We start from the raw sequence: 18,523 nt of genomic DNA on the forward strand, positions 1-18,523 counted from the left end.
GATTGTTGACTCAGCGCTTTTGTTTGGAATTCCCAGGAAATGGTATTTCTAAAGATTTATGAAAATCTTCCTGAACTTTGCGAGTTAAGCGGCGGGAGACTTGGCGGACAATTTGATTAAGCAAGCGATCGCCTGTAGATTGAACTATAGACTTGGGTAATCGCTGAATAAATCGGGGAAAGTGAAGATAAACTATCAAATCCAATTCCCATTCAACTCTTGTAACCTTATCAATGCTAGTGGAAACATCGGTTTCTTTTAACTCTAGAGATGCCCGATAATCTACGTCATAACCAGGCGGTTGGTAGTCAGGAATGGGGATTGTACGGATGCGGTAAATACCCTCCTCTGGGGGCAACAATTCCAAACCTATTTTCGGTTCTACTTCATAACCGAAAGAACCAAAACGACCAATTGTTAAAGCATAGCCATTTTCCCCAAGTGATTGCACCTTCATGGGTTCAGCGCAGCGCGCAAACCATGAGGCGTGAGAATTGAGATACTCAGCAACCTTCTCTACTGGGGCAGCCATTTCCATACAATCTTGATAACGACCGTAAAATTTTGTCAGCGTCGCTACATTTGGTTCTGTTAATGTGTCCTCGGCTTCTTGGCTGGACGCTACAGGTAAAACTGCTTCTGTTATTTCCCAGGATTTATATTCGCCTTTTCTTGAAAGCATAAATGCATTACTGTATATTTTGGCGTTAGTCTATATTAATGATTCCCCACACACCTGGGTCATTTCGCATTCAGATCCTATTTTGACCGAAACCTCATGAATCTGCGAGTAACTCCATAGAATTACTAAAATAAAGAACTGAACAAGCACACAATAGTTTCCCAGGATAGCATTTATCATGAAAGCATTTGTAGCAGGGGCAACAGGTGAAACAGGTCGCCGGATTGTGCAAGAATTAATCGCGCGGAATATTCCCGTCCGAGCCTTGGTGCGGGATATAGAGAAAGCTAGGGGTATTCTGTCTCCTGAAACCGAATTAGTGTTAGGCGATGTGTTACAACCAGAAAGTTTAAGTGCTGCCTTGGGAGATAGCACAGTTCTATTGGTTGCGACTGGGGCAAAACCTAGCTTTGACCCCACTGGCCCCTATAAAGTGGATTTTGAAGGGACTAAAAATTTAGTAGATGCTGCTAAAGCAAAGGGAATTGAGCATTTTATCTTAGTTTCTTCTTTGTGTACTTCTCGGCTTTTCCATCCGCTGAACTTGTTTTGGCTAATTTTGTTGTGGAAAAAACAAGCTGAAGAGTATATTCAAAAAAGTGGTCTTACTTATACGATTGTCCGACCTGGTGGGTTGAAGAATGAAGATAACTCCGACCGCATCGTGATGCAGAGTGCAGATACGCTGTTTGATGGTAGTATCCCCAGGCAGAAAGTTGCACAAGTTGCTGTTGAAGCGCTGTTTGAAGCAGATGCACGCAATAAAATTGTCGAAATTGTTGCCAAACCTGAAGCAGCCTCAAAAAGCTTTAAGGAGCTATTTCAGCAGTGCTGATATTTCACAGGATTTTATTACTTCTGTCTCTTAATTCTCATCCCCAAGATCATCGGCTCACATCTTTAGGGAAAAGTGATTTTTATGGCTCTGCCTACGCACTTTTTCAATTCGCCCCTTGATTATGCTCCTTAAAGCGATCGCTCCATCTCCCCTGCAAGGGCTTGTTCCCAAATTAGCAGATCCTCCGGTCGGTCAACATCAGCTAAGGGCAACAAGTCCGCGTATGATAAATTAAGTTTCTGGGCAATATCCACGGTTTTCTGGAATACTTGAGCAGTTCCCCACTCGATGTTAACGAATAGCTCCGGGATGGGTTGGCGCAAACCAATTAAGTAATATCCACCATCGATCGCAGGCCCAAGTACGAGGTCAAAGGCGTTCAACTTCTCAAAGGCTGTTGCTAAAATCTGGGCATTCACTCCAGGACAATCTGTACCAATGATAATTACTTTTTCTGCACCAGATTGAAAAGCATCACAAAGCGATCGCGCCATCCGCAAACCTAGATCCCCTTCTCCTTGAGACTGGTAAATCAAATCCAACCCCAGCCAATCTTGCATCAGTTGCAAATCGCCGCCTGCAAACCGCACTTCTACAAATATGTCAATGGCCTTTTGCAATTCTTGAACCTGAAATATTGTATGCTCAGTCATTTTCCGTTGAAGATTGGCAGCACCAACATTTCCCAAAGCAGGTATCAATCGGGTTTTTGTCCTACCTGGTTCTGGATAGCGGGTGAAAATAATCAGGTGCTGTTTTGGGCTTGCTGGTAAGTTCAGCACAAAATACCTTGTTTAATTGAATAAAAAATATCTTAAACCACATCTATATTGAGAACCATAGTTTTAAAAGTAGTGGGAGCATGTTGCTACCTGCTGGTATTATTGGGCAAGATGCCCGCACTGCTCCAGGTTTCAAAATCGACGAGATTTAATAGCAATAATTGCCGTTATCGGCTCTAGTATGTTCTTTTGCCGTTCGCATTGTCCCTAAAAGCGTTGAAACAATAACACAACGTTTAGCTTTACCACCAGATTTACTCGATAACGTAATCCTTCCTAAATCTTTAGCATTACCTTTGTAGTCAAATGGAACTTTTTGTATACTACTTAGTGACGGTTGGAAGTTTGTCTCAGAATCAAGGCGTATATTAGCATCTAAGTTATTCCAGTTAGCGTTAGATGGATTTACTGTAGCAGGATGAACTGCCCATTGAACGATATTGTTTTGTTCACGAAAGCTCGCTTGCCAAGTCAATTTTTCCTTGGTGGCTTGCCTTTGGGCTTGACGCATAGCGTAGTAAACCTCGTTTTGAGCAGTGTTGAGGCGGCGAGTATCCATAAAAGCTAGCCAATTAGCTATTCCCAGTGTAGTCAATATACCTATTAATACAACAACAATTAACATCTCTGGTAAGGTAAAACCACTGTTAGAGTGCTTATTTTTAAAGAGTTTTTTTGCATAAGCTAAAGATGGTAGATGCACCAGGCTATCCATTTTTTCTTTTGGTCGTTTTTCAGCTACCTAAGTGTTGAACAATGTTTCAGATTTTTGGCTTCTTACTTCGCGCTGGTTAGTAATACTGTTGAGCAACCTAGGCATTAAAAGGATTATGAAAATTTTTAGTAATAGTTTTAAAGTGAAAGTTATATGCTGAAACCTTGAAGAGTCATTCAGAACATAATTCCATAAAAATTTGGCAGCAGTTAAACCTTTTTGTCGATTAAACGGCTTTTGTAGGGCTTTGCATGTTAGGTACTTATATAAATTTGCCAGACTTAGATTCCAAATATTTTTAAGTCCTAAAGACCTTTTTTTATATGCTTTCTCAAGCACCTGCAAGCAAGCTTTTTCTTGCCTGACAAGATTGGAAGAAACTGAATTAGCAATTATACGGTATAGGGTTTGTGCAGATGGTACACATATAAAATCAAATTTACAGGCTAATCGCAACCACATATCCCAATCTTGAGCAGCACATAGAGATTCATCAAATCCACCTAATTCGATTAAAGCTTCTCTACGAATCAAAGGATTGGAGCCATTCTCCAAAAAATTTGTCACTAATAACTTTTCATAAACGTCTCCATTGGCTGTAACGTGTGTACCAGAGAGTACTATTTCACTCTTTTCATCGATATAATCAGTCCAACTGTAAGCAACTTTTGCAGTCAAATTTTCTTGCAGAGCCTTTAATTGAGATTTAAGTTTATCAGGTGTCCAAAGATCATCTGCATCTAAGAAACTAACAAATTCTCCAACTGCACGGTTTAGCCCTCGGTTACGACTAACGTTTCCGCCAGCGTTGGGATAAGAAAATACTTTTATTCTAGGGTCTTTAATTTGTGTAATAATATCTAAAGTTGAGTCTTGCGAACCATCATTTATGATAATTAATTCAAAATTAGTAAAAGTTTGATTTAAAACAGATTGAATTGTTTCTTTAATGGTTTTTTCACTATTGTAAGCTGGTATAATTACAGAAATAATTGTTACATCCAAAGTTGATTTAACCATTTTGTTGTATTTCCTAAAATTCTGTCTAATTTCCATTTTAGAGAATAAAAAGGACTGATCATACTAGCAAAGTAAAAATTAATTTCAAAAATTGCAATTAAATTAGTTTTTAATTGACCTCTATACTTAATAATATGCTGTAATACTCGGTGTAGATTTCCTAAGATAGTTTTAACTAAAACTATTGGTTTTTGCCAGGTTTTAGCATTGATCAAACGTAGCTGGAAAATACACAGACCACAACCACGCGCTAGCACTAGTAAATAATCTTTTTCTAATCTCCAATGTGGAATTTGATGATTGATATGCATCGCGGGATTATACCATATTTCCCAACCTGCTTTGTGTAAATATAAGAGAGCTTCTGTATCATCCCCGCCAACCATCAATTTATTCAGTCTGCCCTTAAAAACCAATTCTTCAGGAACACTTTTATACCAAGCTTGCTTACGAACAACCAAAGCAGCACCTGGAGGAAGTCTTAAATTCTCTGCATCAAATAAATAAGGTTGTAGTCCGTGTTCCCTGATAGCTAGAAAGGCTTGAATTCTTGGAAAATCTTTTGGAGGATTTACTTCAAAATCACCGTGGATTTGACCACTCCAGGCACCAGCATGAGGATGCTCTTTGCCAAAAATATAAGACTGAAAAACCCAATCTGATGCTGGGAGATTATCATCATCTATGAATGCAATAAACTCACCTCTAGCTTCATTAATAGAACGCATTCTTGCAAATGCTATTCCCTGTTGTTTTTCTTGAAAATACCTCAATTTAAAGTTTTGATTAAATTTGTTTTGGTAATAATCGACTACTTGATTTGTCTCATCTTTACTATTATTGTCAATAATAATAACTTCCCAATTTAGGCTTTCTATACCTGTTTGATTGAGTAACAAGTCTAAAACTTTAGGTAAACGTTTTGCACCATTGTATGTAGGAATAGCTACCGTAAAATCTAATTTTTCAATATCCATATAAATACAAGATTAATTTTTAATTCTATTTTTTAGTTAAATAGCCATTTTTACAAAGATAAAAAGGACTAATAAAACTGCTTAAAAATAGTTGCATTTCGCAAGCAGCTACTAAATCAGTTTTCAACATAGTTCTATATTTAAGTAAATGTAAAATAATTTTACGCAGGTCATTTATCAGATAAGCTAAAAAAGCAAATGGTCTATATATCTGTTTGACATTAATCATTCTAGTTACATAACGGCTAAGTCCAATACCTCTAAAAAATGGAATTAAATAATCTTTTTGCAAACGAAATTTTGGTATTCTGTGAGAAATTTCCATTTCTGGGTTATACCAAATTTCCCATCCTGCTTTTTGGATATAAGACAACATTTCTAAGTCTTCACTGGTAAGCATACTGCCTTTAACTCTCCCAGTTAAAATAGGCTTATCTGGTACAATTTCTAACCAGACTTGTTTACGGACAACAAGTCCGGCAGATGGTGGTAGCAATTTTTTAGCTGCTTCATATAATAGTGGTAAATTACCTCGCTCTGTAATTGCCAAGAATGGAGCAATTCGCTGAAAGTTTTCTGGTGGTTCTACTTCCCAGTCAGGATGAATTTGGCTGCCATAAGCTCCCGCTTTCGGATATTTTTCACCAAAAGCATAAGCTGCTGACACCCAATTTGATACTGGGTAGTTGTCATCATCTAGAAAACCTATGAATTTACCTTTAGCTTCTAAAACTGCTTTTTTTCGGGCATAAGCTGCGCCTTGTTTTGCTTCAAAGCAATACTTTAAAGGGTAAGGACATCGCCAATCTTTTTGATAGGTTTGAACAACTTTAGCTGTATTATCAGTGCTGTTATTGTCTACAACTATAATTTCCCAAGATAAATTTTCGGTGTGAATTTGGTTTTGTAGTCGTTCTAGTAGTTCAGGCAAACGACTTTCACCGTTATAAGTTGGGATAGCTACAGTAAAGTCAAGGTTCTCAGTCATTATTCGGAAAAGTATATTTTAATGATGACGCTTTTTATTATGTTCAGGCAATGGCTAATTTATCAATGGCTTTTAAATGAATCTATCAAATATTAAAACTGCATATGATGTTTCAATTTTGCTATCAACGTGCAGTTTTATGTTCAGCAATATTACGTATTTTTAAACAAATATTGGTATTTAAATTACTTAACTGCATTTATCATCTTTTGCTGTCAGCATTGAGCCTAAGAGAGTTTTTACAATGACACATCGTTTTACGCTACTAGCCAATGTAGGATTTGCAGAGCTTGGTACAGCTACCACTATTTTTAACCCAGGTGGCTCTGTACCTGCTGCCACTGTTCCAAAGTTATTTGGCAGAGTTAGAACTCCCATATAGTCAAAGGTAATTTTTGCTGATGTACTTAAAGGATAGGATACAGGAGAATTAGTAGTAGTATTAGCAATGTTTTCTCCACTAAGATTTCCGCCCAGCAAAAATTTATCGGAATTGGCTCCCACATCGACCGCTAAAGGTTTCCATGTCCATGTGCCGATTGCAGCATCGCTACGATAAATAGCAACCTCTACATTTTGGGTTGTGCTATTTCTCTGAAAACTGACACTGTAGCTAAGTTTTTTGATTTTAGCTTCGCGTTGTGCTTCTTGTAATGCCGCGAAAACGGCGTCGTTAACTTTATTTATCCGTTGCCGATTTACGAAAGCAACCCAACCAGGAGCTGCGATCGCTGCTAAAATTCCTACTAAGAGCATTACTACTATTAGTTCTATCATGCTAAAACCAGCATCCTTTTGGAAGTATGCTGATGTGTAGCGGAGTCTGTTCGCTGAACATTGCGGTTTTGGTGTTTCCACTACAAATCGCTTAAGAATTTTGTTTAACCTCAATAAAGCTGCACTGTGCATACAATACCTTTGATGTTATTAGCTAGAGGTTATTTAGTAAATAAAAATCCGTGGCCTTGTACTCGAATGCTCGAACTTGGAAAATAAGTTTTTGTATTAGCAGTGTAAGCTAAGTTATTATTTTGCAGACGAGCAAGTGCATTGCCTCTAATGTACACCTGTGCTAGTACTTCGTTGGCATCGACACAAGCAAAAAATCCACTTGTTTGGCTGCCTACGAGATTTGGACTAGTGCAAGGTGTGCTGCTAGGTGCAGTGGTACTAATATAATCAACTAAAGTTACGACTTGATTACTAGTAGAGTAATTAGCTAATGCACCTAATGCAGTTTGCCATTGATTCATTTTGTCTTTGAGTGTAGCACCGCTTTTATTTAGTGGTGGTGGATTAAATCCAGTATCACTTGCACTTCCTGTTGCATTAGCATAAGCTGCATTAACTGGGCCTTGAAGTTCAAACCTGCCAATCCGTGCTTCTTGAGACCAAGTATCGTTGCTCTTATTTGGATTTGTGATTAAGTAGTATGCTACCAATGAATAAGCAAAACCATCATCTGTTTGTGTGGTACTAGTCTGAGTGCTGGCAGTAATTCCGACACTATTAGGTTTAAGCTCACGTTTCCAAAAAACAAGTATTGGTGTGCAAACACTCGGATTGCTGCCGCTAGTAGGGCTACAGCTAGAAGCGGATTTAGCTGGTGGTATTTGGTCTGCAATGCCTGAACTACTAATAGTAGTAGTATTTGTGTTTCTGGTAACACCATCGGCATCATAGATGTAAACGGCTTGCTCTAAGTCACGAGCAATATAATCTAGTGCTGCTTGGATTTCTTGCTCGGAATTTGCCTTGGCTTGTTCTTTGCGATCGCTATCTAGAATATTAATCATAAAGGCCATTAAAGGCGTTATGATTAATACTGCCATTATCATAGCTACTAGCAGCTCAATCAGGGTAAAGCCGCTAATTGTCTTATTTATTCCAGAGCGTTTTAATTGAGTACTCAGGATAAATTTCAATGAATTTACCATACTACGGTTTCCCTTTTATTGAGAAATATTTAAGAATAGACTTCTTGCATAGATATTTATTTGCCTCACGCAGAGGCGTATGAGAAAGATGCTAAGATTGCAAGTTTTGCAAGAAGTCTAATTAAAATTCAATTGCAACCACCCGTGTAGCGGGCGCAAAGGTCGCTGTATTTAGGCACAGTGTCGTTGATATCTGTTGTCATTTCTACTACAGGTGCTTTGCGCTGACCAACGCCTCCGGTAAAAGTAGCTTGTGTTGTCTTAGTTGTGGAAGTGTTCTTGAGTAGAGTAGTGGTTTCTCTGAAAGCATCAGCTCTGTAAACCCGCACTCCTAAAGCATATCCACTAGTAGCACTACTACTAGCTGAGTTGTACCGAAAACCCTGTACAACCATGTCTGTAACACTGGTGTTTTCGCAGCCACCACTATTATCAAAATCAACGCAGTACAAGGATGTACCAGTTGGGGCTGTGCAGTAAGAATTTGCTGTTGTGCAAGTTAGAGTTCCCGTCGCTGTGGGAGCGGCGTATGCAGTTAGGGTATCAGTTCCCGTTGAGGTGGGGGCGTCAATTTTCTTTGTCTTCACCGCATCAATGTATGATTTAGCAGCTTGTGTGGCTAATTCTATCCGTCTGGATTGTATACGGGTTGCTACTGACAGGGAAAGAACAGGTGCGATCGCAACTAGCAAAATGCTAACTACAAGTATCGCTACCAAAGATTCAATAATCGTGAAACCCCCTTCGTTATATCGTAGGTAGGATACAGATGTATTACCTACTTCAGTAGCCTGTAATCTTTGTTTGTTACCTTTTTTCCCTATCAACATGACAATTTACCTAATATTTACAGGATTTACAACGAGTCAGATGGTATATCTGATGCAGATGGGCAGCCGCTTGGGCGATATTCATCAGGAACTGCTTTTGCATAAGTTACTGTCACTCCTGTTGTCGGGATACCTGTCTGGTTGCTAGCTTCTCCGGCACAGAGCAATGTTTTCACCCAGGTATCATCTCGACCAACTTCTCTAAAGAACTCATTCGGGCGACCTGTTGGAGGCGCTGTAAACCTTTGGGCAAACAAGTCTGGTTGCTCTGACAACAGACCAACATCAAACCCCCACTTTCTATTTGGTGCTGCATAGAAAGGTAACAGACCACTAGCGTTTCGAGTTGGGTAAGTGTCTAATGAGTAGTCAAAAATGCTGAGATTATAGTCTTTAGAAGCAGTAGCACTGGATTGTCTGTTTGTGAAAATGGGTGCAATTGGCGCAGTGGAGAAGCTACTCCGTTTTAATTGAATAAAGCTACCGCTAATTTTGGCTTTTTTGGTATCCCAGTTTTCCAAAAACCGCACAAAGTTTTGCAAACCTGATGAGATTTCATCTGTTCTACTAGGACTATTTCCTACTACAAAGGTGGCGTTAAATATAGTGTCAGTTGCCTGTTGTAGCCAATTAGACTTAGAGTCATCGTTTGTACCCACATCGAGCGCATCTATTCTCAAGTTAGGGGGATTCTTTCTTGCATCATGAATTTCTAATACTGGTACTAAGAGCGGTTGACCATCTAAATCAGGGTCAGTATCAGCGTCAGACCCATCAATGGGGGGGAAATAGAATAGTGGTTTATCACTTGCGTATGATGCTTGGTCTCTGTCTCCTGGGGTCGTTGGGGTACTTGTGGTTCTAAACCAGAGACCGCGGATGTTGGTGTCTATTAAGCCGTAATTAGTGCCATAAGTACATCCATTATTGCTATAAGCAGTACCAGTAGTATCTAAGGGGCAACCTACACCCATAGGTTTGTACAGACCAGGACTGCTTGTAACCAGATTGTTGCTGTTATCACGGGCAAATGCAACTCGACGGGGATAAAGGCGATCTGTAGTTAAAAGATTTTGCAGGGACAATAGATTTGTATCCCCAGACCCAAGTCGGTCTCTGATCGTCTTGCTACCAGTTCCAAATGAAGTACTCCAATTGCTTGGAGTAGATACAGTACCACTTGAAGCAGTACCACCAGCAGCAATTATAGCTTGACCTAACTGATACGTCTTGATATCTTTCTCTTTATCAAGGCTGTTTACTAATCCGTCTCCATTAACATCAAAGGAAACTGTATCTTCTAAGTCAGGTTCTCCATTAGCCTTTAAATCTCCATTAACATTAAACCCAACAACCCAATCATTAGCCGTACACTCTGAAACTAGTAATTTACGGCACATTTCCATAACATACAAGGGTTGACCAGTAACCCTGCGCTGAACTGGAGTCACTCCATTTACTAAGTAGGAGCCTAGAGAAATGTTAGGAGTAACGGTAGTGTCTAGTCTGGGATTACCGTCAGTTGTCCAAAAAGAACTGGTAGAATAGGCATTTTCCCAAAAACCATTTTTTAGACGTTTTAATCTTCTCTCATCTAAAGTGGCTAAGAAAGTGGATGAAGGTGTGGGATAAGGACTTAAGCCATCTTCTATAGCAATGCCAGTGTTATTGTTCAAATCGTAGTCAGCGTATCTCCGTACACCATCTACGAAACTGCCAGAAAGCAAGGTCATTGAATCGGCAATAATCGTTGCTGGTCTCCAAAGGTCGCCCCCAGAAGTAGGGCAGCCAGTTCTTCCTGCACGACAGGCAAAGTCAGTATTGGGAGTACTGCGATCATAAAAGTTGGTACCTGCTGATTCTGTTTCTGAAAATTCCTCAATTTCTGTAGTGCTTGTACTTGTACTGTGCAGATTGAAGTTGCCCTTAATATATGCGGGCAAATTTGTTACTAAAATCAAACCTTTTTCTTTAGCAATGTAAGTATTAGCACTAGTTCTTGCTAAAGTTCCCCCATTAATCAGACGAATGCCATTTGGGCGACGAGTTGAGTCTAACCGAAAATCAGTTGGGCTGAGTAACTCTGAGTTAGATACACTGCTGACATCAGTTTCCACGTATGGCTGACTTGCATCGCGCAAGGCATCATCCCTACTAGCGTAAATAATGCCACTGTAAGGCAATAGATACTCGTTAGCTGTGATTGCAGTGGTGGCTATACCACTCGTAGTGGAACTTAAATCAATGTCTGTAACCCGAATTTCTAAAGGTTGACGCTGTTCTAAGTCTAAGTTGTATGTGGTTGGTGAGCCTGATGTACTTATCTGCTTAACTTCTCTAGCATCAAGGAAAGTTGCTTCCTTGATTGCACCGTGTTTAGGTTGGTTACTAGGAGTAGTAACAAAACCACTTGGATTAGCCAAAATTGAAATAGCACAAAGCGCTGTATCAATTGCTGAATAATCAGCTAGCTGCAAACCAGTACTAGGTACTGTAGTATCAGTTCCAATTTTTGCTAGAGCATCTTGTAAAGGTTTATTAACCCAACGCCCGTTGGGGAATTTCAAGTTGGCTTGTAGTTGTAGACGAGTTTTGTTAATCGTAAAAAATGTGCTTCTTCCATTTGTCGGGTAATTGTAAACAACGCCATTGTTTGACCGACCGTTAGTACCACTCAAAGGTAGTGTAGGTGTTGTATCTGGTCTATTATTTTTTGTCTCTTCGGTTGAGGGATCGTAGTAGCTACTTACACAAGCGATCGGTTCTTGGTCAGTGCCGTAGTCTACTTTGTAGTGATAAACAGCGGTGGCTCGCATTTGGAGATCGCCTTTGCGAACATTTCCAGGTGTTGACATCGGCATTGTGTCAGGCCAGACAACTGTAATATCACTCGCAAAAGGAGCTGGTAAAAATGAACCAAGTGTGCTGGAACCTCTTGGGTAAAATGGGCCAGTTACTAGGTTCGGAATACTGCCAGAACCATCTACATAAATACCTGCACCAGTAACAATCCGCACACCACCCACGCTGTCTAAATCATTTATGGGATTTGCTGCCGCATTTTCTTCCCAAAAGCCATTACGGTCAGATAGACCTAAATCAGCAACTGCCTGTATTTGAGTGTTACGCCATCTTGCTGGTGGTTCGGAACCATATCTAGTCCAGTTAATCGCAGTGCCAGAACTGTTCAAAATTGGCTGTTGAGCCTCTGAACCAACATATTTTCCGTTTTTTAGCCACAGAGCAGGGAGGTTATTGCCGACAAAAACGCGATCGCCTAATGCGGTTTGAACACCTTCTTTCTTTTGTAAATTTGGTTGTGTGGCTTCTAGCTTAGATGTATTTATAGAGGGAGATGATGTTGCTACACCAGTGAACTCATTACTAGATGTTAGTGGTTCCCGCCAACTTGCCTGAGGTTCTAAAGTGGCAGTAATGGCAGTGTATCCAGTTGTTGCGTATGCTCCTGTTGCATCTGGTACTTCTGCAAAGGGTACTCGACGAGTACGATTTTGCAAATAAATTTGTATTTCGTCGTAGAGAATATTTTTGGCTGTCGTAGCATCGTCAGTATCTAGTACTTTGACATCGACGTTGGTTTGCACATCTGTCGGATAACCACTTAATTCAACAGCTGCTTTAAGAGTGGTACCGTTAGTTGCGCTATTGCAATCTGTGCATAAAGCGATCGCAGTAGTCTTCATTGCAGCAATACGTTGATTGTATGCCGCATCGTTGAATCCAATACTACTACCACCAGTAGCGTCTGTAGATTTATTGGCGCTGTTAATAGCAGCAGTGCTGATACTCTTCCCAAAACCTTTGTATAGGTCAACAGTTACATTCTGATTACTAGTTTGAGCAAGACTACCATTTCCGACGTTTCCCCCAACGCTAACTTGCCCGTTTTCTTGATTATAAAAACAGGATGTTTTGCTGCTAACTTGGCGGAAAGTTATATTACCGTCACTGTCAATAACCCCTACTAGCAAGTTGCCATTGGTATGAACTCTTCCATTTAAAAGTAACTCTGTACTACCAACTATGACTTCTAGATCATTGTCAAAGAAAACAGCGTTATTTGCTAATGGAATGCGACTGCGATCTTGCTGAAACTCTAGTGCTACAACACTTTTGTTACCTTTGTATGGCTCAGAATTATTTTGATTAATACTAGGTGTAGTAGTTGTTGGCAGACTATCATACACTTGTTGAGTAATCGGCAGGTTAACGCTATAGACAAAGAAGCTTTTACCCAGATTGCCACTATTTAACTTATACCAACTGGAATTACCTACTAAGCTAGAAAAACCAGATGCATTACACTGCTGGTTTGATGCATCATTATCCATTGGTGGAGTTCTAGCATCTAGGGGTTTTCTTTCGCGATTAAACTGCCCTGTAGTAGAGTCTCTACTGGGTGAGCGAAAGAAGATTCCATAAAGAGTAAAAGTATCTTTTTTGCCGTTATTGTCTGTGTCAACGGCATATTTCCAAGCTGTTTTTAATGTTTCATCGCTCTCTATATTGCTACTAGTCTCAATAGTGGCATCACCATCAAGGTCAAAAGCTAGCTTCAGACGAGTCTCATCACCAAGTCTATATTTATCTTTTTTAATAGCATCATATAAGGCGCTATCAGAAGGAGTTCCTCGTGGTAGTGTTGGGTCTTCTATTAATGCATCTAATTTAGCTCTAGCACGATCAATCGCTGGGGTGGCAGCGTTAAGCACAGCCTCATTAACACGGACATTACTAGCGTTTTTAGATCGCTCAAAAGACCGAAATAAAATTGCAGTTGTTAACAGTACGACTACCAAAACTACCATCGCCACTGTTGGCAAGACAAAGCCAGAATTCACCGAACCGCGTCTTCTTTGAGTACCAGAGAGAGTTCGCAAAAGCCAAATAATTTGCTTATTAATTGCAAATAAAAGCTGCTTACTAATTTGTCTGAAGGTTTTTTGAATTACCTTGAATAGCTGACGTTTTCTAGACATATCTGCTTCCCGATCGAGTGGATTATAGCGAACTTTATATTTTTTCAAACTTTTTAATCATGCCTATCAAGTATTTTTACAGGCATGAGGTGAGACGATATTTATCTAATGACTACATTTAGCTTTACTAACTTCCAAACTAAAGTAGCTATAAAAAAGATAATTTATTAAAGTTATATCATTTATGAATTGTTCATTTGATCCGGTAAACACTGATTTTTTCAGAATTATTTAGTTCAAGTCCGATCAATAATAAGAGCATTAGTTCACAGTAGATTTGCGTAAATGTGTTTTATTTGAAGACAAATTTATGAAGATGTTGTCAGCAGAGTAGGCTTATAATACCCATCTGTTAAAGGAAAGATATCAATTAGGGGCAAAATGATCGGATGTGCGGCTTAGATTCCCGACTTCTTTAATTGAAAAGTCGGGAATCTTGTTGTTCACATTGCTTTGATTAATTACTAATTACTCATTAGTACACCTTGGCGTAAATCCCACTACCACCTTTAAAGACAAGCAAGCTTCTGCCACAAGGTACGCAAAATTAGTACCCTGTGGCAGAAGCTACTAGGCATCATAGATGCAACACGCAGTTACATTAATGTTAAAAGGATGGTTAGAAACCGCAACTATACGAGGTTTACTCACATCCGTGGGTTTCAAACCCTCAATTATTCTTAGATTTTGTTTGTGTATCCGGCGTTGCTGAATCAAGGGATGATTCTTGTAGGGTGGGCGACACGAGCGCCCTGAAACACAAGGGACGGGCTTTTCGGCCCATCCCACAAAACTACCAAAATCATCCCGCTTTCTCTGCAACGCCGTTTATCCAAGCCAGTTTGGTCTTCTCCCTACAGCCCTTTGGCTACGTCCCGTTGAGTGAAGGGGAGACGCTAGGTGCTATGTCGCAATTTGTGGTACTGACACCTTCACTAGCACTTTTTTGCTAAAAGACAGACCATTTTCATTTTTGTCGATGATAATCGTGTCTCCAGAGATAAAAGTATTTTCCAATAACTTGGTGGCAAGGGGGTTTTCTACTTCTCGCTGAATTGCCCGTTTGAGTGGGCGGGCACCGTAAACTGGGTCATAGCCTGATTCGACAAGGTGATCGCAGGCTGATTGGGATATCTCAAAGAAGATTTTTTGCTCGCGCAGGAGATTTTCTACCCGTTTGAGTTGAATGCGGATGATATGCCGCATTTCCGTGCGACTGAGGGCATGGAAGAGAATAATATCATCAAGGCGGTTAAGAAATTCTGGGCGGAAATGCGATCGCAAAGCATCCATTACCCGCTTTTGCATTGTTTCATACTTGGAATCATCACCAGATATATCCAAAATATGTTCGCTACCAATGTTACTGGTCATCACAATGACGGTGTTACGAAAATCTACCGTCCTTCCTTGAGAGTCAGTAACTCTCCCATCATCCAACACCTGCAATAAAATGTTGAACACATCGGGGTGCGCCTTTTCTACTTCATCCAACAGCACCACTGAATAAGGACGGCGGCGAATCGCCTCGGAAAGTTGACCGCCTTCTTCATATCCTATGTATCCTGGAGGCGCACCCACTAAGCGAGAAACTGAGTGTTTTTCCATATACTCAGACATATCCAAGCGCACCAATGCATCATCAGAATCAAAGAGAAACTGAGCTAAAGCACGGGCGAGTTCGGTTTTACCCACACCTGTGGGGCCCATGAACAAAAATGAACCAATGGGACGAGAGGGATCTTTCATCCCCGCACGGGCGCGGCGAATTGCGGCTGCTACTGCTTCTACAGCCTCTTCTTGCCCAATGACTCGTTGATGCAAATGACTTTCTAATTGCAGTAATTTTTGTCGTTCCGATTCCAACAAGCGATTGACGGGGATTCCTGTCCACTTGGCGACGATTTCGGCAATGTCGGCTTCGGTGACTTGTTCTCGCAGCAACGTGGAACCTTGGTTTTGAATTTCTAAAAGGCTCGCTTCTTTAGCTTCACGCTCGTGCTGCACTCCCTCCAATTTGCCATACTTTAATTGAGCAGCTTTATTTAGATCGTAGGCGCGTTCCGCCTGTTCAATTTGCACTCGCAGCGCATCTTCTTCTTTCTTTAAGGCGCTTATCGCCTCCAATATCTGCTTTTCACCTTGCCATTGCTCATTAAATGTTTGCTGTTTTTCCGTCAAATTGGCGATTTCTTGCTCAATTCGCTGCAAACGTTCTTTTGTTTGGAGAGTACCCTTTTCTTCGCCAGCTAATGATAGCTTTTCCATTTCTAATTGCATTAGGCGGCGATCGATGGTTTCCAATTCGGCTGGTTTGGAGGTAATCTCCATTTTCAACTGTGCTGCTGCTTCATCCACCAAATCAATAGCTTTATCTGGTAAGAAGCGATCGCTAATATAACGTGCTGACAAGGTTGCTGCTGCTACCAAAGCCGAATCAGAAATTTTGACGTTGTGATGCACTTCATAGCGTTCTTTCAACCCCCGCAGAATCGAAATAGTATTTTCCACACTTGGCTGATCGACAAATACTTGCTGAAAGCGGCGTTCTAGGGCAGCGTCTTTCTCAATGTGTTTGCGGAATTCGTCAAGGGTAGTTGCGCCAATACAACGCAGTTCTCCCCGCGCCAGCATTGGTTTGAGCAGATTTCCCGCATCCATTGCCCCTTGTTGGCTAGAACCTGTACCGACTACGGTATGTAGTTCGTCAATAAACAAGACAATTTGACCGTTAGATTCCGTAACTTCTTTGAGGACAGCTTTCAGGCGTTCTTCAAATTCTCCTCGCAATTTTGCCCCAGCAATTAAACTACCGATGTCTAAAGAGATGAGTTGGCGGTTTTTCAGAGATTCAGGAACATCACCGTTTACCATCCGTTGTGCTAATGCTTCGGCGATCGCAGTTTTACCTACCCCAGGTTCACCAATTAATACAGGGTTGTTTTTGCTACGACGAGACAATACTTGAATTACCCGTCGAATTTCGTCATCCCGCCCAATTACTGGGTCGAGTTTTCCCGCTTTTGCCTGTTCTGTCAAATCTCTGCCAAATTTTTGTAAGGCTTCATAGCGGGATTCTGGGGTTTGATCTGTTACCTTTTGGCTACCGCGAATAGTTTTGATTGTAGCTTCAAGTTTAGGTGCATCCGCATTAAAGCCTTTGAGCATCTTTCGTCCAATGCGATCGTCTTCAGCAAAGGCCAAAAGTATGTGTTCCACGGAAATGTAGGAATCTTTCATCCTGGCTCTAGCTTCCTCGGCTCGGTCTAGTAAAATATCTAAATTGCGGCTAAGGTAAAGCTGATCGCTTTTACCAACTTTGGGCTGGCGTTGGGTAAAAGCTTCTAGCTGCTGCTGCAAGCGGATTGGATCGACCTCAGATCGAGCTAGGATACGTATTGCTAGACTAGTGGGTTCTTCTAACAGGGCAATAATTAAATGTTCAACATCTAGTTGCTGTTGTTGATAAGCACGGACTATATCCTGAGATTTAACAATTGCTTCCCAGGCTTTATCAGTAAATTTATTTGGATCTGTAGGTTGCATCTTTAGAATTTTAGAATTTGAATTTTTAGTTTAAGGATTGGGGATTATTAAAGGGAGTAGGGAGTTGAGAGTGGTTGTAACCCTACTCCTTAATACCCAGATAATTATCCAAACATTCTGGGCGGATATCCGCGTGTATCTCCGGTGGCAATTTTGGATTGGCAATTGATGATAGTTTAATCCATTGCCTATTTCCTAATTTAAAACGAAAACACTGTTATGAGCAGACTTTCCCCAATGGTGTTATTGGAGCGATGTCTACGACTGGCTATTTGACTTCGCTATTAATATTGCTCATCAAGGACAGTATTGGGGAAATACTAATAGGATTTACGTAGAGGAGATCCCCTAACCCGCCCAAAAAGGGAAAACTCTAGCGCGTCTTCTGTGTTTACTGACACCAGATGACAGTGTGCCAGAAGAATCAATCTTTTTCTAGCTCCACTTTTTAAGACATCTGTGTAGATTTTCCGATCGCTCTTAAGCACAAATTGCTGCCCAGATTCCCGACTCCTTAAAGAAGTCGGGGATCTGAATCCAGCTTAGATAAATGACATTCCACTCTACTGGATAATTAATTTTTTGGAAATCCCCGATCGAATTATTGACTTACAAGTTGCTCAAGTGATTCTTGTTTGACTGCCGAACCTTGAGTTCCCAGTTGAATCAGTTCAATTTTATACCCATCAGGATCTTCCACAAAAGCAATTACCGTCGAACCATGTTTCATTGCCCCTGGTTCGCGCACGACTTTACCGCCCTGAGTGCGAATTTCTTCACACGTAGCGTAAATATCATCAACGCCAAGGGCAATGTGACCGTAAGCATTACCTAATTCGTACTTTTCTACACCCCAGTTGTAGGTTAGTTCGATTACCGAGTTGTCGCTTTCGTCGCCATAGCCAACAAAAGCCAGGGTAAATTCTCCGCCTGGATAATCTTTTCGGCGCAGCAGTTTCATTTTGAGAATTTCACAGTAGAACTTTAAAGATTCTTCAAGGTTGCCCACCCGCAGCATTGTGTGTAGTAATCGCATATTGACCTTTTCTCTGTAATTGATTTAGTGTTATTCTCTGCAAACATTTTACCTAGCTCAAAGTCTTAAGGTAAAAATGCTGTCACAGAAAGAATTAAAAGCCGAGAGGACAGAATAAACAATTACCCATTCTGGGCATTGCTCCCTATCCTTGATAATGGAAATCTTCTTT

Annotated in this window: 13 protein-coding genes; 1 reads left to right on the forward strand and 12 read right to left on the reverse strand. The window is 40.6% G+C overall.

Going from position 1 to position 18,523, the window contains the following annotated elements; genetic code table 11:
• Window positions 1–10 precede the first annotated feature (10 nt).
• Window positions 11–682: a DUF1997 domain-containing protein gene (locus RM049_RS17185; RefSeq protein ID WP_322705039.1), complete on the reverse strand. Its 672-nt coding sequence runs from the start codon at window positions 680–682 to the stop codon at window positions 11–13.
• 178 nt (window positions 683–860) lie between these two features.
• On the opposite strand from RM049_RS17185, the gene RM049_RS17190 reads away from it, so the two are divergent.
• Window positions 861–1,517, forward strand: a complete 657-nt coding sequence (locus RM049_RS17190) for an NAD(P)H-binding protein (protein ID WP_322669829.1) — start codon at window positions 861–863, stop codon at window positions 1,515–1,517.
• A 131-nt stretch (window positions 1,518–1,648) separates the two neighbouring features.
• Here RM049_RS17190 and RM049_RS17195 read toward each other — a convergent pair whose 3' ends face one another.
• The 11 genes from RM049_RS17195 to gloA form a co-directional block, all read right to left on the reverse strand.
• The gene (locus tag RM049_RS17195) at window positions 1,649–2,302 is read right to left on the reverse strand and encodes a TIGR04282 family arsenosugar biosynthesis glycosyltransferase (protein WP_322705040.1); all 654 of its coding nucleotides are present in this window, start codon (window positions 2,300–2,302) and stop codon (window positions 1,649–1,651) included.
• A 148-nt stretch (window positions 2,303–2,450) separates the two neighbouring features.
• Window positions 2,451–3,017 carry a type II secretion system protein gene (locus tag RM049_RS17200; protein WP_322669827.1) on the reverse strand — a complete coding sequence of 189 codons (567 nt, stop codon included), beginning with the start codon at window positions 3,015–3,017 and terminating at the stop codon, window positions 2,451–2,453.
• A 27-nt stretch (window positions 3,018–3,044) separates the two neighbouring features.
• Window positions 3,045–4,037: a glycosyltransferase gene (locus tag RM049_RS17205; RefSeq protein WP_322669826.1), complete on the reverse strand. Its 993-nt coding sequence runs from the start codon at window positions 4,035–4,037 to the stop codon at window positions 3,045–3,047.
• Window positions 4,013–5,014, reverse strand: coding sequence for a hormogonium polysaccharide biosynthesis glycosyltransferase HpsE (gene hpsE / locus RM049_RS17210; RefSeq protein WP_322669825.1), 1,002 nt, complete (start codon window positions 5,012–5,014; stop codon window positions 4,013–4,015). Before hpsE (RM049_RS17210) ends, RM049_RS17205 begins: the two co-directional genes overlap by 25 nt.
• A 25-nt stretch (window positions 5,015–5,039) precedes the next feature.
• The gene (gene hpsE, locus RM049_RS17215) at window positions 5,040–6,002 is read right to left on the reverse strand and encodes a hormogonium polysaccharide biosynthesis glycosyltransferase HpsE (protein ID WP_322700892.1); all 963 of its coding nucleotides are present in this window, start codon (window positions 6,000–6,002) and stop codon (window positions 5,040–5,042) included.
• 189 nt (window positions 6,003–6,191) lie between these two features.
• On the reverse strand, window positions 6,192–6,911 hold the full coding sequence (locus RM049_RS17220; RefSeq protein WP_322669823.1) for a type II secretion system protein: 720 nt from the start codon (window positions 6,909–6,911) through the stop codon (window positions 6,192–6,194).
• Between the two features lie 29 nt (window positions 6,912–6,940).
• A complete protein-coding gene (hpsC, locus tag RM049_RS17225; RefSeq protein ID WP_322705041.1) occupies window positions 6,941–7,939 on the reverse strand; it encodes a hormogonium polysaccharide secretion pseudopilin HpsC in 999 nt (332 codons plus the stop codon).
• A gap of 128 nt (window positions 7,940–8,067) precedes the next feature.
• Window positions 8,068–8,769, reverse strand: a complete 702-nt coding sequence (hpsB, locus tag RM049_RS17230; RefSeq protein ID WP_322705042.1) for a hormogonium polysaccharide secretion pseudopilin HpsB — start codon at window positions 8,767–8,769, stop codon at window positions 8,068–8,070.
• A 26-nt stretch (window positions 8,770–8,795) separates the two neighbouring features.
• Window positions 8,796–13,817 (reverse strand): hormogonium polysaccharide biosynthesis protein HpsA, encoded by a 5,022-nt coding sequence (gene hpsA / locus RM049_RS17235; RefSeq protein WP_322705043.1) that lies wholly within the window; start codon window positions 13,815–13,817, stop codon window positions 8,796–8,798.
• An 855-nt stretch (window positions 13,818–14,672) separates the two neighbouring features.
• The gene (clpB, locus tag RM049_RS17240; protein WP_322705044.1) at window positions 14,673–17,315 is read right to left on the reverse strand and encodes an ATP-dependent chaperone ClpB; all 2,643 of its coding nucleotides are present in this window, start codon (window positions 17,313–17,315) and stop codon (window positions 14,673–14,675) included.
• A gap of 601 nt (window positions 17,316–17,916) precedes the next feature.
• Window positions 17,917–18,351 carry a lactoylglutathione lyase gene (gloA, locus tag RM049_RS17245; RefSeq protein WP_322687748.1) on the reverse strand — a complete coding sequence of 145 codons (435 nt, stop codon included), beginning with the start codon at window positions 18,349–18,351 and terminating at the stop codon, window positions 17,917–17,919.
• Window positions 18,352–18,523: the final 172 nt, after the last annotated feature.

This window comes from Nostoc sp. DedQUE04, from assembly GCF_034530995.1.
GTDB lineage: Bacteria > Cyanobacteriota > Cyanobacteriia > Cyanobacteriales > Nostocaceae > Nostoc.

What these genes read in the sequence shown, in the direction of transcription:
- RM049_RS17205 (WP_322669826.1), bottom strand. Translation starts at nt 4,037, where the DNA reads ATGGTTAAATCAACTTTGGATGTAACAATTATTTCTGTAATTATACCA.
- RM049_RS17190 (WP_322669829.1), top strand. Translation starts at nt 861, where the DNA reads ATGAAAGCATTTGTAGCAGGGGCAACAGGTGAAACAGGTCGCCGGATT.
- hpsB (WP_322705042.1), bottom strand. Translation starts at nt 8,769, where the DNA reads ATGTTGATAGGGAAAAAAGGTAACAAACAAAGATTACAGGCTACTGAA.
- RM049_RS17200 (WP_322669827.1), bottom strand. Translation starts at nt 3,017, where the DNA reads ATGGATAGCCTGGTGCATCTACCATCTTTAGCTTATGCAAAAAAACTC.
- hpsE (WP_322700892.1), bottom strand. Translation starts at nt 6,002, where the DNA reads ATGACTGAGAACCTTGACTTTACTGTAGCTATCCCAACTTATAACGGT.
- hpsC (WP_322705041.1), bottom strand. Translation starts at nt 7,939, where the DNA reads ATGGTAAATTCATTGAAATTTATCCTGAGTACTCAATTAAAACGCTCT.
- RM049_RS17185 (WP_322705039.1), bottom strand. Translation starts at nt 682, where the DNA reads ATGCTTTCAAGAAAAGGCGAATATAAATCCTGGGAAATAACAGAAGCA.
- RM049_RS17220 (WP_322669823.1), bottom strand. Translation starts at nt 6,911, where the DNA reads ATGCACAGTGCAGCTTTATTGAGGTTAAACAAAATTCTTAAGCGATTT.
- hpsE (WP_322669825.1), bottom strand. Translation starts at nt 5,014, where the DNA reads ATGGATATTGAAAAATTAGATTTTACGGTAGCTATTCCTACATACAAT.
- clpB (WP_322705044.1), bottom strand. Translation starts at nt 17,315, where the DNA reads ATGCAACCTACAGATCCAAATAAATTTACTGATAAAGCCTGGGAAGCA.
- gloA (WP_322687748.1), bottom strand. Translation starts at nt 18,351, where the DNA reads ATGCGATTACTACACACAATGCTGCGGGTGGGCAACCTTGAAGAATCT.